The sequence below is a fragment of the Sulfitobacter sp. HNIBRBA3233 genome (assembly GCF_040149665.1).
In the GTDB taxonomy this organism is placed as follows: Bacteria; Pseudomonadota; Alphaproteobacteria; order Rhodobacterales; family Rhodobacteraceae; genus Sulfitobacter; species Sulfitobacter marinivivus.
The window spans coordinates 2,249,947-2,265,931 of sequence record NZ_JBEFLP010000001.1 but is presented as its reverse complement, the minus strand read 5'-3'; the positions used below and the strand labels follow the sequence as shown (position 1 = coordinate 2,265,931).

Here is a 15,985-nt window from a genome sequence, read left to right as displayed (position 1 = left end):
CCGTGCCGGGATTAGATATTCAAAATCAGTTTGTTGCGACTTCCGCTCCCTTTTCCTGAGGGGACGCACAGCCCGTGTTGCCCGCAAAGGGTCGCGCCGCGATAGCGGTGCAGCGGAAGCGCCCGAGCCTGACCTTGGGTCAAGAAATCCGTTGACAGACCGCCGTCCGCTGCCCTTCACTGATCACATAGGTGAATAGGGTTCACATATATGAACAATCAAGTCAAATCCGCAGCGCGCGTGCTGGAGCTTCTCGAGTGGCTTTCGGGCCAGACGACACCTGTAAAGCTTAATCAGGTGACCGGATCGCTGGACCTGCCGAAAAGCAGCGCTTTCGGTCTTTTGTCCACGCTGGTCTCACGCGGCTATGTGGTGAAGACAGCGGACGACCGCTACGAGCTCGTCGATGCCTTTCGGCAGGGGTTTGGCTGGGTCGGCGGGTTTGAATCCATTCTGCGCCCGGTGGCGCTTCCGATCATCGAAGCGCTTCGTGATCGTATCAACGAAACGGTTTTTGTCTGCGTGCGCACCGCGCAGCAGGACGCGCGGCTGGTCTGCAAGGCGGTCAGCACACAACACATCCGCTATGACACCTCCGACGATTCTGTGCTGCCGGGATACGCGACAGTCATGGGGCGGGTCTTGCTCGCCTATCAGGATCCCCAGATCGTCGACGACTATTTCACCAAGACCGAATTGAAGCCGTTCAGCCCGACAACTCCCACCACCGAAGAGGCCGTCCGCGCCGAGCTGGACCAGATCCGGCGCGATGGCTACGGCGTAATCATCGACCAATACGCGCAGGGCGGTGCCGGTATCGCGGCCCCGATCCGCGGCCAGAACGGTGATGTCGTCGCCGTTGTCGACCTCGCGACAGTGACCTCGCGGTTCGAAATTCAGCGCGACAGGATGCGCGCCGCCGTCCTTGAATGCGCGGCAGAGATCAGCGCGCGACTGGGCTACAGGGATATCGCCTCCGGTCTGGATGAAACCTCGACGCCAGAAGGAGTTGCCTAATGGGCTATCGGGTCGGCATGGATATCGGTGGCACCTTCGCCGATTTTTGCGCGTTCGACGAAACCGCCGGTACGATGGCCAGCGTCAAGGTGCTGACCACCCCCGACCGTCCGGGGCAGGAGGTGCTCGACGGGCTGAAGGCGCTAGAAGACCGCTTTGGCATCACGCCTTCCGACATTTCGCATTTCACCCACGGCACCACGGTCGGGATCAACGCCATCATCATGCGCAAGGGCATACGTCTTGCGCTCTTCACGACCGAGCATTTCAGCGATGTGCTGGAGCTTGCGCGGCTGAAGATGCCCGATCCTTACCACCTGTTGTCAGCGCGGCCTGAACCGCTGGTGACGCGTGACATGGTGTTCGGTGTCCGCGAACGGATCATGGCCGATGGCAGCATAGATACACCGCTGGATCCCGAGAGCGTGAAGGACGCCGTCGCCCGCGCCGAGGCGCGGGGTGCGCAGGGCGTTGTGCTGTCGTTCCTGCACGGCTACCGCAACCCGGCCCATGAATACGCCGCGCGTGATCTGATCCGCGCGCTTGCGCCGGAACTGAAGGTATTCACGTCGCATGACGTGCGCCCGATCATCCGCGAATACGAGCGGACGTCGACCGCAGTGATCCACGGCTATGTCCAGCCGCGCGTGTCCTACTATCTGGACGCCCTGCAACGCGCACTTCGGGACATTGGCGTGACGCCGGATCCGATGATTACCAAATCCAACGGCGGCATCATGTCCGTCGAAAGCGGCAAGACCGCCTGCGTCGAGATGCTGCTATCGGGAACGGCTGCGGGGGTGATGGGTGCGGCTTTTGTCGCGCGGGCGATTGAGGCCGACAAGGTACTGAGCCTCGATATCGGAGGCACATCCGCCGATGTGGCGATCATTCTGGATGGCCAGCCCGGCTACGGTGTGAACGAGACCGTCGGCGATTTCCCGATCTTCGTGCCGACCGTATCGGTCACCTCGATCGGGGAGGGCGGGGGATCCATCGCGCGCGTCGACAAGGGGGGCCTGTTGACCGTCGGACCTGACAGCGCCGGGTCTGTTCCCGGTCCCGCCGCCTATGGCAATGGCGGTACGGAAGCTACGATTACGGATGCCTTCGTGACACTGGGTCTTCTCGACGGTGGGGTGCTTGGCTATGGCATGGTGTCGGTCGACCGCGACCGCGCGAAAGAGGTCATACGGCCCCTTGCCGACCGGATGGGCAGATCGCTTGAGGAGACCGCCGAAGGCATCATCGGTATCGCGATTTCCGGTATGTTCCGCGAAGTTTCCAAGCTCTGCTCGCGTCGCGGGATCGACGTTCAGGATTTCAGCCTGCTGGCCTTCGGGGGCGGGGGTCCGATGATGGCCTGCCTCCTCGCGCGGGAACTTGGCATGAAGGATGTGATCGTCCCGCCCTCGCCCGGTGTGCTGTCTGCGTTGGGGGGGCTGACGGCAGACATCCGCAGTGATTTCACCGCGCCTGCCTTCTACACTCTGGAGGCGGAAAACATTCCGCAGATGACGCGCACGATTGCCGATCTGACAGCGCGCGCGCGCCACTGGATCGTCGACGAGCAGGGTTTTGACGGCGTGCCGGCCTATCAGGCCTCGGGTGAAATGCGCTATCGCGGCCAGAGTTTCGAAATCGACGTGGCGATAGATGCGGGCGCGCTGGCGGCCAACGATGTGGCCTCGGTCGCCGAAGCGTTCCACGCCGAGCACCGGCGCCTTTACGGCCACGCGGATCCCGATGCGGCGATCCAGATCATCGCGATCAACCTTGTAGTGACCGGTAATTCGGCCAAACCGACCCTGCCAAGCGCTCCTTCGACGCCGCATGATGTCACGGCAGAGCAGACGATGACCGCGTGGCTCGACGGGGCGCTGCGCGAAGTGCAACTGCTGCGCCGCAAGGATCTGACACCGGGGGCGCGGTTCACCAGCCCTTGTGTCATCGCGCAGGACGACACCACGACCATCGTACCGCCGGGCTTCGCCGGTCGGGTGGATAATCACGGTAACCTGATCCTGACGCCCGAGGAGACATCCGATGCGCACTGATCCAGTCACCCTCAAGATGCTAGAGAACCACGCGCAGGCGGTAGCGGAAAGCATGGCCTACACGCTGTTCCGCACGGCCCATTCGACATTTGTCAAAGAGACCGAGGATTTCACGACCGGCCTTGTCACGCCGTCGGGGATGACCTTTGCCAGCCCCCGCGACCTTGGGGCGACATGGTTCATCGGTCTGGATTACAAAGGTGCGCTCGACGGGATCGATAGCTACGCCGAAGGGGATATCTGCATCACGAATGATCCCTACTCAGGCTTCGTCTGCACCCACACGCCCGACATGCACATCTGGAAGCCGATCTTCTGGGAAGGCGAGATCATCGCCTTTGCCGTGGGCCACATACACAATACCGACATGGGCGGGGCCGTTCCGGCGTCGCTGTCCCGCGCGAACACCGAAGTGCATCAGGAAGGGATCCGTTTCAAACCCTCCAAGCTGGTTTCGGGGGGTGTGGTGAACCAGCAGCTGATCGACACGCTGATGTTGAACGTGCGGATGCCGGAACAGAACCGGGGCGACATGAATGCCCAGATCGCCGCCGTGAACACCGGCGAGGCGAAAGTGCACGAGATGATCCGCAAGTTCGGCGTCGAGACCGTCAAGAACGGCATCGAGGATCTGCTCGACATGGGCGAAACCCGTGCGCGCGCGGTCATTTCGGATTTGCCGGACGGCGATTTCCGCTTTGTCGATTATCTGGACGAGGACGGCCCCGACGGCGTGCCAGTCCGTCTGGAACTCAACCTTCAGATCCGCGGCGATGCCGTCACGCTCGACTTCACGGGATCGGATCCGCAGCTGAAGTCGGCACTGAATATGCCGACGGGGGGCAACCCGCGCCATATCCTGATGATGGTGGGGTATAACTACTGCCTCTATACGCTCGATCCCTCCGTGCCGCTGAACGGGGGGATCCTGCGGGCGGCAACCTGCATCGCGCCCGAAGGAAGCATTCTGAATCCGCAGTATCCGGCGGCGGTGGGCATGCGGTCGCTGACCTGCGGGCGTTTGCAGGGTGTCGTGATGGGCGCGTTTCACGCCGCAGCACCGGACCGTCTGCCCGTTGGCGCGGCGGGCGGCGGCGGCATCGTCAACGTCAAGACCTTCGATGCACGGACGGGCACGCTGTCGATGGCCTCCATCGATCCGGTGATCGGCGGCGCGGGGGGATCCGCGCTGGGCGACGGGACCGACGGATCCGGTGCCAACAGCGGCTTTCTCAAGAACACACCGGTCGAGATCAACGAGGTCGAAGTGCCGATCAAGTTCCGCCGCTACGGGCTGGTGCAGGACAGCGGCGGTGCGGGACTGGCGCGCGGTGGTCTGTCGACCGTGCTGGAGGTCGAGGTATTCACGCCCGACACGGTCGTCACGGCGCGCAACCGGGACCGAACGATCTTTGCCGCGTGGGGCGGACAGGGCGGGCACCCCGGCGCGCCTTCGCATTTCACCAAGATTTCGCCGGACGGCACCCGCCACGATCTAGGCAACACCGATGTCATCAACCTCGGCCCCGGCGATGTGTTCAATCTGACATCCGGAGGGGGTGCCGGCTGGGGTGATCCGTTCACGCGCGACGCGGATCTGGTGGTACGCGACGTTCTGCGCGGCAGCATCAGCGCCGAGGCTGCGCGGCGCGATTACGGCGTGGTGGTGGATGCAGCCGGTGTTTGCGATGTGCAGGCGACGCAGACCCTGCGCGACGCCCATACCGCCCCCGTGCCGCAGACCTACAGCTACAACGCCAGCCGCATCGCGTTCGAGGCGATCTGGACCGATGCGAATTACGCGGCCCTGACGCAGGCGCTGGCCGGAATGCCCGTACACTGGCGGCATTTCGTCAAGCGCGCTGTTTTCGATCACATCGCCGCGTTGCCACAGGCCGATCTCCGCGGGGACGGATCGGACGTCCTGGCCGCCATCGATGCGGTGCGTGCGCGTGTGCCGGGTCTGACCCGCGCGATGGACCTGAGGGAGGCGGCGGAATGATTGCGTTCGATTTCAGCGGGCAGCGGGTTCTGGTCGCCGGTGCCGCGCGCGGTATCGGTGCCGCGATTGTCGAGGAATTCCACAGCGCCGGCGCGCATGTGATTGCGGTCGACATTTTGGCCGACGAACTGGCAGCGCTGGCGGCGCGGCATACCGAAAGACTGTCCACCGAAACGGTCGATCTGGGCGACGCGGATGCGGTGCTCGCGCGGTTCGGCGGTCTTGCACCCGATGTGTTGGTCAATGCGACCGGCGGCGTGCGCGGTCAGGCGGCCAAGCCGCTCGAAGAGGTGACAACGGATGAATGGATGGCGATCTATGACGCCAATGTCATGTCCGCCGTCAACCTGCTGCGCGCCGTTGTCCCGGGCATGAAGCGGCGCGGATCGGGGCGCATCGTGACGATCTCCTCCGGTGCGGGGCTCAAGCCCAGCCTGACGGGGATCCAGTCCTATTGCTCGGCCAAGCACGGGCTGGTCGGTCTGACCCGTCAGATGGCGCTGGAGTTGGGGCCCTTCGGGATCACCGTCAATTCCGTCGCCCCCGGGTTTCTGCGCACCTCCCCCGACTACGAGCGCCAGTGGGAGGGATATGGCGAGGCAGGTCAAAAACAGATGCTGGACCGCATTGCCATGCGGCGGCTGGGCGAGGCCGAGGATATCTCGGCGGCTTGCGCATTTCTGGCGTCGGATCGCGCCGGATACATCACGGGGCAGGTTCTGCCCGTATCGGGACATCCCTTTCCATGAGGAGCGACACAGTGAGCGAAGAACAAGAACCCTGGCAATGGCCCGAAGAGATCTGGCGTGGCAAGGTCAACCGGGTGCGGGCGGGCGACACGCTCAAACCTGCTGCGTGGCCGGGTGGCGCGCGATGCGCGGTTGCGCTGTCGTTCGACGTGGATCACGACTCCAACGAATTGCGGGATGGGGGCACCTCGATCGGTGCGCTCAGCCGGGGCCAGTATGGCAACCGTCAGGGCATTCCGCGCATCATGAAGGTGCTGCGCGATCACGACGTCAAGGCGTCGTTCTATGTGCCGGCGGTCATCGCCATGCTCTATCCCGACGAGGCACGGATGTTCGTGGCCGAAGGCAACGAGGTCGGTATTCACGGCTGGATCCACGAACGCAACTCTGTCCTGCCTCCGGCGGACGAGCGCGATTTGCAAATGCGGTCCTGTGACACTCTGGAGAAGATCACGGGCGCCCGCCCTGTCGGCATCCGCACCCCGTCGTGGGATTTCAGCGACAGCACGCTGGAGATCACCCGCGACATGGGGCTGGTCTATGACAGTTCTCTGATGGCCGATGTCGACTGCCACAAGCTGCTGCTGGATGGCGAGGACACGGGCGTTGTCGAATTGCCGGTGGAATGGATCCGCGATGACGCGGTCTATTTCAACATGAACCGCTTTTCCGCCCTGCGGCCCTACACGCCGCCAGAGGCTGTGTTCGATATTTTCATGCGCGAATTCAACGCCGCCTACGACGAAGGCGGGATTTTCCAGCTGACAATGCATCCGCATGTCATCGGCTATCGCTCGCGCATCTGGATTCTGGACGAAGTGATCCGCCACGCGAAAACCAAGGGCGACGTGTGGTTCGCGACCCATGCCGAGATTGTCGACTGGGTGAAACAGAATGCGTGATCCGGTGGATCACCCGAAACGGGGATACCCCCGTCCTGCCGCCCCGGCCTGACCGGTGCGGCCAATAAGCAGAATGAAACGAACCAACAGAAAGGGAACAAGATGAAAAGAACGACTCTGGCCCTCTGCGCGTCGGTGGCACTGGCATTCGCCGCGCCCGCGACGGGATTCGCACAGGACCGCTATGTCCATGCCAACAACTCTGCCTACGATACGCTTGATCCGCACACGGTGCGCGACGTGGCGCGGGTGGCGTCCCGGCTGAATTTCTACGACGGGCTGTACCGCTGGGTGGATAACCCGCCGCAGCTGATCCCGTGGCTTGCCAAGGATCACACCGTATCCGAAGACGGCCTGACCTGGACGTTCAACCTGCGCGACGATGTGACCTTTCACGACGGCGCACCGCTGACCGCGCAGGATGTCGTCTATTCCTTCGAACGGATGCTGGCGCTGAAACGTGGTGCCGGGTCGCTGTTCCTGCCGATGATCGACCCCGGCCAGACCAAGGCGCTGGATGACACGACCGTGGCTTTCACGCTCAAGGAGCCGTCGGCGATCTTCGCGGCGCTGGTGCCGGATATCCTCGTTGTGAACTCCAAACTGGTCGAGGAGAATACGACCGACGATGACATGGGACAGGCATTCCTGAACGACAATGTCGCCGGTTCCGGTTCCTACATGCTCAAGCGGTACGATCCCGCGCGCGGGTTCGTCGGCGAACGCTTTGCCGAGCATTTCGCGGGCTGGGGCGAGAAGTACTTTGACGAGATCGAATTCCGCACCGTGGTCGAGACCAACACCCGGATTCAGGGTCTGATGCGGGGCGATTATCAGGGGCTGGACGGCTATCTTGCGCCCGATCAGGTCAACCGCCTGCGCGAAGACGAGAACGTTCAGATCCTCGAAGAGGAATCCATGCGCGTTTACCACATCGCCATGCACAACGGCCGCGCGCCGCTGGACGACAGGAACTTCCGCCTGGCGATGACACATGCCTTCGACTACGACGGTTATATCAACGACATCATGCAAGGCACCGTGGCCCGCAACCCGACGATCGTGCCGGGGAACCTCTGGGGCGCACCCGATGTTCCGGGATACGACTATGATCTCGACAAGGCGCGCGAATACCTCGACGCCTACAAGGCCGAGCATGGCGATGAAATCCGCACGCTCAAGATCGGCGCCCTCGCAGGGTTTGCCGAGACCGAGCAGACCGCCGCGCTGATGCAGAACAGCCTGTCGCAACTGGGTATCGAAAGCGAGATCGAGGCTTCGCCATGGCCGGTGATTTCGTCGAACATGCAGAACCCCGACACGATGCCCGACATGGTGCCCTACTGGAAATCGACCTACTACGCCGATCCCAACAACTGGATCGGAGAGCAGTACGGATCGCGCTATGCGCCGACCCGCAACGTCAGTGACTACCACAACGACGAGGTCGACCAGATGCTCGAAAAGGCATTGGTGATCACGGATCAGGCGGAGCGGGATGCGCTATACAAGGAAGCGACCACGCAGGTCTACAACGATGCCGCGGGCATCTGGATCTACAACACCAAGTGGTACGGCCCCTACGCCAGCAACGTGAAGAACATCCGCTTTTGCCCTGTCGGCAACGGTCAGGACATGCGCTGGGCCTATCTCGAGGACTGAAGCAGCCTAAACCAGCCGCAGGCGTACCCCGCGCCTGCGGCCCCTCTTTCGATTAACAGGCGGACAATCCCCATGCGCAGACTGGAAATCATCGTGTCGCGGCTGATCTGGTTCATCCCGACGCTTTTCGGACTGGTGTTCGTGGCCTTCTTCATTTCGAACGTGATCCCGACCGATCCGGCGCGGATCATCGCCGGAGAGAACGCGACCGAGGTCCAGGTGCAGGCGCTTCGCGCCGAGATGGGGCTGGACCAGCCGCTTTACGTGCAGTTCGGACGTTACCTGTCCGGGCTGGCAACCGGCGACATGGGCAAGAGCCTCTATACCCAACGGGAAATCTCGCAGGATTTGCTGCGCCGTCTGCCCGCAACGCTGGAGCTGACCATGGCCGCCATGGTGATTGCTGTCGGGCTGGGGGTCCCGCTTGGGGTGATCTCGGCCGTGAAACGAAATTCGATGGTCGATCAGGTTCTGCGATTACTTTCGGTTTCGGGTCTTGCCATCGCGAGCTTCTGGCTGGCGATGGAGCTGCAGATGTATTTCTCGACCAAGCTGGGATGGACGCCGCTGAACGGGCGCGTCAGCGGTTGGGGGCCGGAACCGATAACCGGCTTCTATATCATCGATTCCATATTGAACCGCGACTGGGAGTCGCTCTGGGACTCGCTGCACCACCTTCTGCTGCCGTCCATCACGCTGGCGTTGCCCGCTGCGGCGACACTGGTGCGTTTTACCCGCGCGGGTGTGCTGGAAGTGATCAACTCGAACTTCGTTCTCTATGAGCGGGCCATGGGCATCCCGATGCCGCTGATCATCTGGAAGTACGTGCTGCGCAACGCGCTGATTTCGACGGTCACGCAGATCGGCCTGATCTTCGGTGCGCTCTTTGCCGGTGCCGTGGTGGTCGAGGCGGTATTCGACTGGCCCGGTCTCGGCACCTACGCGGTGCAGTCGATCCTGCAATCCGACACCAAGGCGATCCTCGGCTTCTCGGTCATCGTCGGCGTCGTCTTCATCGGGGTGAACCTGCTGGTCGATATTACCCATACCTTCATCGATCCGAGGACGCTGAAATGACCGCCCTGAACCGCCTTTTGTCGGATCGCGCGGCCACCTTGGGTGCGGCGATCATCCTCGGGCTGATCCTGATCGCGATCCTCGCACCCTGGCTCGCCCCTTACCCCGACGACGTGAACGCCTTTCACCTCGACCAGCGGTTGCAGCCGCCATCGTGGGATCACCCCTTCGGCACCGACCGCATGGGATCGGACGTGTTTTCGCGCATTCTCTTCGGCGCCCGGATTACCATTACGATCGCCTTCATCGCGGTTGGCGTGTCGGTCGCCATCGGCGTGCCCATCGGCCTGATCGCGGGGTACTACGGCGGCTTTTCGGGCGGGTTTCTGATGCGGACCTCCGATGTGTTTCTGGCGGTGCCTCAGATCGTGCTGGCCATCGCCATTGCGCAGACGCTCGGCCCTTCGGTCGAAAACGTGATCCTAGCACTGTCGCTGACCTATTGGCCGTTCTGGGCGCGACTGGTCTACGCCGAGACGAATTCACTGAAAAACCAGACCTTCGTCGAGGCGGCGCAGGCGCTGGGCGCCTCCGACATGCGGATCATGCTGCTGCATATCCTGCCCAACACCGCCTCGGCGATCATTGTGCGGACATCCATCGGCATGGGCACGACCATCCTGACAGCTGCGGCATTGGGGTTTCTCGGTCTGGGCGCGCCGCCGCCCACACCCGAATGGGGGCGTACGATCTCGGAAGCCCGCGAATTCCTGCCTGAGGCGTGGTGGTACGCCGCCGCACCGGGCTTTGCGATCTTTCTGGTGGTGATGGGCTTCAACCTTCTGGGGGACGGTCTGCGCGATATCCTCGACCCCAAATTGCGAAAGGGCAGCAAATGAGTGACGCACTCCTTTCGGTCCGCGACATCTCGCTTGGTTTTCACGGGGATGGCGGGTTTGCCCATATCCTCGACGGTGCCAACATGACGATCAACCGCGGCGAGGTTGTCGGCCTTGTCGGAGAATCCGGCTGCGGTAAATCCACGCTCGCCAACGCGATCCTGGGCGTGTTGCCGCGCACGGCGCTGGAGGTGCTGGGCGGAGAGATCGATTTTGCGGGGACGGACATGATCTCGGCCGATCAGGCCACGGCGCAAGAGGCGATCAGGGGCCGGCGCGTGACATTCATTCCCCAAGATCCCTTCACCTCGCTGAACCCGGTGTTCACCATCGGCCAGCAGATCGACGAGTTGATGAAATGGAAATCCCCGCGCCGCGCACCGGACGAGAGCCGGATGCCCGCGATGCTGACGCGTTATCCGCGCAAGCGCCGCCGCGCGGACCGCGAGAGGGTGATGGAAATGCTGGCGCAGGTGCAATTGCCGCGGGCGGACCAGTTGCTGAAGAAATACCCGCACGAGGTATCCGGCGGCCAGCGCCAGCGTCTGATGATCGCGATGGCCCTGTTGCCCGAACCCGATCTGATTATCGCGGACGAACCGACCACCGCGCTGGATGTGACCATTCAGGCGCAGATCCTGATGCTGCTGCGGCGGCTTGCGAACGATCACGGCGTTGCGGTCCTGATGACGACACATGATCTTGGCTCCGCCTACGAGATTTGTGACCGCATCACCGTGATGTACGCGGGGCAGGATGTGGAATCTGCGCCGGTGGCCGAATTCTTCAACCGCCCCTCGCATCCCTACACCGCGAAACTGCTGGCCTCGCGGCCCGACGGGGGTGGCGGGATGACAGGTATTCCCGGTGAGTTGCCTAGCTTCTATGCGCCACCGCAGGGGTGCCGGTTCCAGACACGGTGCAGCCGCGCGACCGAGGCCTGCAAGGACCGGCCCGCGCCCGATCCCGTTGGCCCCGGCCACGTGGTGCGGTGTTTCCACCCGCTCGAAGATGCCGAGCAGCCAGATTTGAAGGAGGCCCGCCCATGACCGCCAGTGGCAAAGACCCTGTTCTGACTGTCACCGACCTGACGGTGCGTTTTCCGATCCGCGGTGCCTTTGGCCGCAAGGAAGGCGAGATCCGCGCCCTTGACGGGGTGTCCTTCGACCTCGAGGACGGAGAAATTCTGGGGCTGGTGGGTGAATCAGGATGCGGCAAGTCGACGTTGGGCAAAACGCTCATGGGCATCCAGAAGCCCAGTTCGGGGTCGATCCTGCTGGACGGCAAGGAGGTTGCCGGTCGCACTCCGAAAGAGGCGCGCGCCCTGCGGCGCCGGTTGCAATACGCCTATCAGGATCCCGGTGCGTCGCTTGATCCGCGTTGGAAAATCGGCAAATCCCTCGAAGAGCCGTTGATCATACACGCCGATCTTCCGCGCAAGGAACGGCTTCAGAAAGTCACCGAAATCCTGACCGCCGTTGGCTTGCCTGCGGGACACGCGGATCTTTTCCCCCACGAGATTTCGGGCGGCCAGCAGCGGCGGGTCGGGCTGGCCCGTATCCTGATGCTGAACCCCGAGGTCATCATCCTCGATGAGCCCACGGCGGGGCTGGATGTGTCGGTGCAGGCAACCGTCCTGAAGTTGTTTTCCGATCTGCGCGACGAGTTCGACCTGACCTATATTTTCGTGTCGCACGACCTGTCGGTTGTGCGGATGATGTGCCACCGGATCGCGGTGATGTATCTTGGCCGTATCGTCGAAATCGGCCCCGCCGAGGCGATCATGAACGATCCCAAGCATCCCTACACGCAGTCGTTGCTGGCCGCGATTCCGGTGATCAACGGGGCCCGCGTGACCGAGAATTTCTGGCTGGAAGGCGAGCCCGCCGATGCGGCGCATCTGCCCCCCGGTTGCCGGTTTCAAGGCCGCTGCCCGCATGTTCAACCGCTCTGCCGCGAGCAGGATCCACCGGAAATAGAGGTCGGCACACAGCGCGCGGCCTGTCACTTCGCCGGGCAGGTTTCGCCCCCGGTCCCGACCGAAAAGGCAAGCACATGACGAAGACAGCGATCATCACAGGGGGCGGTCGCGGCATCGGTCGCGGGTGTGCCCATGAACTGGCCCGTCAGGGCTGCGACATCGTTCTGGCCGATCTTATCCCCGACGATCTGGCCAATACCAAGGCCGAGATCGAACAGATCGGCCGCCGCTGCTGGACGTATGAGGCCGATGTCGCCGATTTCGCCCGCGCCCATGATGTCGTGGCGGATGTGATTGCCACTACCGGTGGCATCGACGTGCTTGTGAATAACGCCGGGGCCTCCAACACCAACGGGATCGCGGAAATTACCGAAGCATCCTTTGACCGGACAATCGACATCAACCTGAAAGGGGCCTTCAACTGGACCCATGCCGTCGTACCGGGGATGTTGGCGCGCGAGGCGGGGCGCATCGTGATGATGTCGTCGCTCAACGCCTATACGGGCGGGGTGACAAGCGCGGTATCGCGCTTTGCTTATACGACTGCCAAAGCGGGGCTTTTGGGTATGACGCGGGCATTGGCCAAGGAGTTGTCGCCGCACATCTATGTCAACGCGATCTGTCCCGGCGTGATCGAAACCGAACGCTCGAACGATATGATCCGCGCGCGCAAGGACGAACTGGTGCGCGGGATCTCCCTTGGCCGCACGGGAACGCCTGCGGACGTCGCACAGCTGGTTGCCTTTCTGGCGCTCTCTGAGCCCTGCTTTATCACCGGACAGGATATTGCCGTGGACGGATTCCAATGGGTGACCTGAGTGGCTGATACCGCGCTCGGGCAACCTGCGATCCGGTGGGGGCCAGTGGTTCTGGCCGTCACTCTGGTGCAGGCCGTCCTTGCCGCCGCCTCGCGCGCGCTGCCTGTGCTTGGCATGCCGCTGACCCAGTCGGCGGGCATGTCACCCGAAGCTGTGGGGCAGTTTTCCTCGGCGTCGAGCCTCGGTTCGATGCTGTTTTTCCTCTGGGGGCCGACGGTTCTGGCGCGGCTCACGTCCGTGCAGCAGTTGCGAGTGGGCTGCGCGGTTGTGGGGGTGTCTCTCTTGCTGTGCATCAGCGGGCAGTGGCATCTGATGCTGTTCGCGGCGCTGGTGATCGGGATCGGTTACGGCCCCGGCACGACGGCGGGCAGCGAGCTTTTGATGCGGGTGGTGCCGCAGCGCCGTCGCGGGACGATCTTTTCGATCAAGCAGGCTGGCGTCCCGCTGGGCGGGGCGGTCGCGGGGCTTTTGCTGCCGCTGATCGCGCTTCATGCGGGAGGGGTGGGGGCCGCGCTGGTAAGTGTGGCGGTGCTTGCGTTTCTGGCGGTGCTGGTGCTGGGCGTCTGGAAAGGCCGCGTCGATGACGCGCCGGTGCGGGCCAACACGTCGCTGCGCGATGTGATGATGGCGCCGATCCTGATGGTGGGAACGCTGTTTCGCAGCTCCCGTTTGCGGCGGCTTACACTTGCGGGGTTCGCGCTCGGTGCATCGCAGAGCGTGGTGATGGGATTCTTTCCGGTCTTCCTGTCGGATCACGCAGGCTATTCCCTCGCTGCCGCTGGTGCGGCTTTTGCGCTGTTGCAGGGCACTGGTATCGGCGGGCGCGTGGCGATGGGGTGGGTGTCGGACTGGCTGGGCGATCCGATGCGCGCACTGGGCGGGCTGTGCCTGATGTCGGGGGGCTGCATGGCGCTGCTGGCGACGATCGGGCCCGACAGCGCGGTCTGGTGGGTCGCGGCGCTTTCGGTTCTGGCCGGTCTGGGAACGGTCTCGTGGAACGGTGTGTTGCTGACCGGGCTGGCAGAGGCCGCACCAAAGGGCCGCGTCGGTGCCGTGACAGCAGCCGGGACATTCGTGCTGTTCTCGGGCTACGTTTTCTTCCCGCTGGTTTTCCAGTTCATTTTCGAAAGAACCGAAGGCTACGCTACCGGCCTGATCCTTGCGGGTCTGGTGCCGGCCCTGACAGGCATCGTCATCATCCTGACCCCAACCCAAGGGCGCGCTGGCGCCAGCTGAAGCAAAGGACACGAAACATGAGCAATTTCTCGACCACCCAGCGCATCACCAAGGATGTCATCTGGACCGAGGGCGGCGTCGTTGCCTCTCAGCACCGCAAGGCCGCGGAGGTGGGCGCGCGGGTTCTGGCGCAGGGCGGCGATGCGATGGATGCCGCTATCGCCACGTCTTTTGCCGTCGGAGTGGTCGAGCCATGGATGTCGGGACCGATGGGCGGGGGCATGATGACCCTCTGGCGCGCGGACGAAGCGCGCGCCGAGACCATCGAGTTCGGAATGTCGGCGCCGCAGGCCCTCGACCCCGCGGATTATCCGCTCGACCCTGCTGGCCGTGCCGGTGATCTCTTCCCGTGGACCCGCGTGCAGGGGGATCGCAACATCTACGGCGCAACCGCCGTTGCGGTGCCGGGAACGGTCGCCGGGATGGAACTCGCCCACGCGCGATACGGAACGATGGCATGGTCGGACCTGCTGGCGCCCGCGATTGCGTTGGCGGACGAAGGGATGCTGGTCGACTGGTACGCGTCGCTTCTCATCGCCTCGGCAACGCGCCAGCTGGCGCAGGATGCCGATGCGGCGGAGCTGTTTCTTGTCGACGGGCAGTGGCCAAATATTGCGGGCTGGACGGCGCAATCGGACGCGCGGCTCGACCAGTCGGCACATGCGCGCACCCTGCGGCGGCTGGCCGAAGCAGGCCCGCGCGATTTCTACGAGGGTGACATCGCGCGCCGGATCGTGGCGGACATGCAGGCGAAGGGCGGGAGCCTGTCGCTCGATGATTTGGCGAGCTACCGCGCCACTGCCGAACCCACGCGCACGGTCAGATACAGGGACGCGACGGTCCACGCACCTTCGGGGCTGTCGGCGGGTGCCGATCTGGTGCGCTGTCTGCAACAGATGGAAACCGCGTTCACACCCGGTGACGCGCCCGATGGTGTCAGCTACGCGGCCTTGGCGACCGCGCTGACGGAGGCCTACGCCTACCGGCTCGCGCATTCGGGCGATACCGGCGAGAGCGAACAGGCACCCGGTTGCACCACCACGTTCTCGATCGTGGACAGGCACGGGAATATGGTGAACGTCACCCAGACACTCCTGTCGATGTTCGGGAGCCACGTGCTCTCGCCGCAAACGGGGATGTTGATGAACAATGGTATCATGTGGTTCGACCCCGAGCCCGGCAAACCAAACTCGCTCGCGCCGGGCAAGCGGTGCCTCATGAATGTCTGCCCGACAATAGCAGAGGCCCATGGCCGCCGCTTTGCCATCGGGGCCTCCGGCGGGCGCAAGATCATGCCGGCGGTCGCGAATCTGGTCAGCTTCATGACCGATTTCGCGATGGATCTGGACGCCGCGATTCACACCGCCCGCATTGATGCCAGCGGGTCGGGCACAGTGACTGCTGACGAAACCCTGCCCGCGCCGGTGCTCGCCGCGCTCGGATCACAGATGTCGGTGAAAACCGCCAAAAGAACGGTCCATCCCTATGCTTTCGCCGTACCGGCCGGCGTAATGCGCGAGGGCAACCGCAACTGCGGCGCGACCGAAATCATGACACCATGGGGCGACGCGATCGCCGAAGAAGATGTGTGAATGCCGGCAGGGTGACGCGCGTTGAGAGCACATAGAAGTGCCGCGACAGTCTT

At 63.4% G+C, this 15,985-nt stretch carries 13 protein-coding genes; all 13 read left to right on the top strand.

Features of this window, described 5'->3' with window-relative positions:
* The first annotated feature begins 210 nt into the window (after positions 1–210).
* The 13 genes from ABMC89_RS11130 (at position 211) to ABMC89_RS11070 (ending at position 15,932) form a co-directional block, all read left to right on the top strand.
* On the top strand, positions 211–1,017 hold the full coding sequence (locus ABMC89_RS11130) for an IclR family transcriptional regulator (RefSeq protein ID WP_349567998.1): 807 nt from the start codon (positions 211–213) through the stop codon (positions 1,015–1,017).
* On the top strand, positions 1,017–3,074 hold the full coding sequence (locus ABMC89_RS11125) for a hydantoinase/oxoprolinase family protein (protein WP_349567997.1): 2,058 nt from the start codon (positions 1,017–1,019) through the stop codon (positions 3,072–3,074). The genes ABMC89_RS11130 and ABMC89_RS11125 overlap by 1 nt, the downstream gene beginning before the upstream one ends.
* Complete coding sequence (locus ABMC89_RS11120; protein ID WP_349567996.1) at positions 3,064–5,076, top strand: hydantoinase B/oxoprolinase family protein; 2,013 nt, start codon at positions 3,064–3,066, stop codon at positions 5,074–5,076. Before ABMC89_RS11125 ends, ABMC89_RS11120 begins: the two co-directional genes overlap by 11 nt.
* On the top strand, positions 5,073–5,825 hold the full coding sequence (locus ABMC89_RS11115; RefSeq protein WP_349567995.1) for an SDR family NAD(P)-dependent oxidoreductase: 753 nt from the start codon (positions 5,073–5,075) through the stop codon (positions 5,823–5,825). Before ABMC89_RS11120 ends, ABMC89_RS11115 begins: the two co-directional genes overlap by 4 nt.
* 11 nt (positions 5,826–5,836) lie before the next feature.
* On the top strand, positions 5,837–6,727 hold the full coding sequence (locus ABMC89_RS11110; RefSeq protein ID WP_349567994.1) for a polysaccharide deacetylase family protein: 891 nt from the start codon (positions 5,837–5,839) through the stop codon (positions 6,725–6,727).
* Positions 6,728–6,829: 102 nt separating this feature from the next.
* Positions 6,830–8,389, top strand: a complete 1,560-nt coding sequence (locus ABMC89_RS11105; protein WP_349567993.1) for an ABC transporter substrate-binding protein — start codon at positions 6,830–6,832, stop codon at positions 8,387–8,389.
* Between the two features lie 72 nt (positions 8,390–8,461).
* Positions 8,462–9,466 carry an ABC transporter permease gene (locus ABMC89_RS11100; RefSeq protein ID WP_349567992.1) on the top strand — a complete coding sequence of 335 codons (1,005 nt, stop codon included), beginning with the start codon at positions 8,462–8,464 and terminating at the stop codon, positions 9,464–9,466.
* A complete protein-coding gene (locus ABMC89_RS11095) occupies positions 9,463–10,305 on the top strand; it encodes an ABC transporter permease (RefSeq protein ID WP_349567991.1) in 843 nt (280 codons plus the stop codon). The genes ABMC89_RS11100 and ABMC89_RS11095 overlap by 4 nt, the downstream gene beginning before the upstream one ends.
* On the top strand, positions 10,302–11,354 hold the full coding sequence (locus ABMC89_RS11090) for an ABC transporter ATP-binding protein (protein ID WP_349567990.1): 1,053 nt from the start codon (positions 10,302–10,304) through the stop codon (positions 11,352–11,354). Before ABMC89_RS11095 ends, ABMC89_RS11090 begins: the two co-directional genes overlap by 4 nt.
* Positions 11,351–12,364: an ABC transporter ATP-binding protein gene (locus ABMC89_RS11085; RefSeq protein WP_349567989.1), complete on the top strand. Its 1,014-nt coding sequence runs from the start codon at positions 11,351–11,353 to the stop codon at positions 12,362–12,364. Before ABMC89_RS11090 ends, ABMC89_RS11085 begins: the two co-directional genes overlap by 4 nt.
* A complete protein-coding gene (locus ABMC89_RS11080; RefSeq protein ID WP_349567988.1) occupies positions 12,361–13,104 on the top strand; it encodes an SDR family NAD(P)-dependent oxidoreductase in 744 nt (247 codons plus the stop codon). Before ABMC89_RS11085 ends, ABMC89_RS11080 begins: the two co-directional genes overlap by 4 nt.
* Positions 13,105–14,340 carry an MFS transporter gene (locus tag ABMC89_RS11075; protein WP_349567987.1) on the top strand — a complete coding sequence of 412 codons (1,236 nt, stop codon included), beginning with the start codon at positions 13,105–13,107 and terminating at the stop codon, positions 14,338–14,340. It begins immediately after the preceding gene.
* A gap of 17 nt (positions 14,341–14,357) precedes the next feature.
* On the top strand, positions 14,358–15,932 hold the full coding sequence (locus ABMC89_RS11070) for a gamma-glutamyltransferase (protein WP_349567986.1): 1,575 nt from the start codon (positions 14,358–14,360) through the stop codon (positions 15,930–15,932).
* Positions 15,933–15,985: the final 53 nt, after the last annotated feature.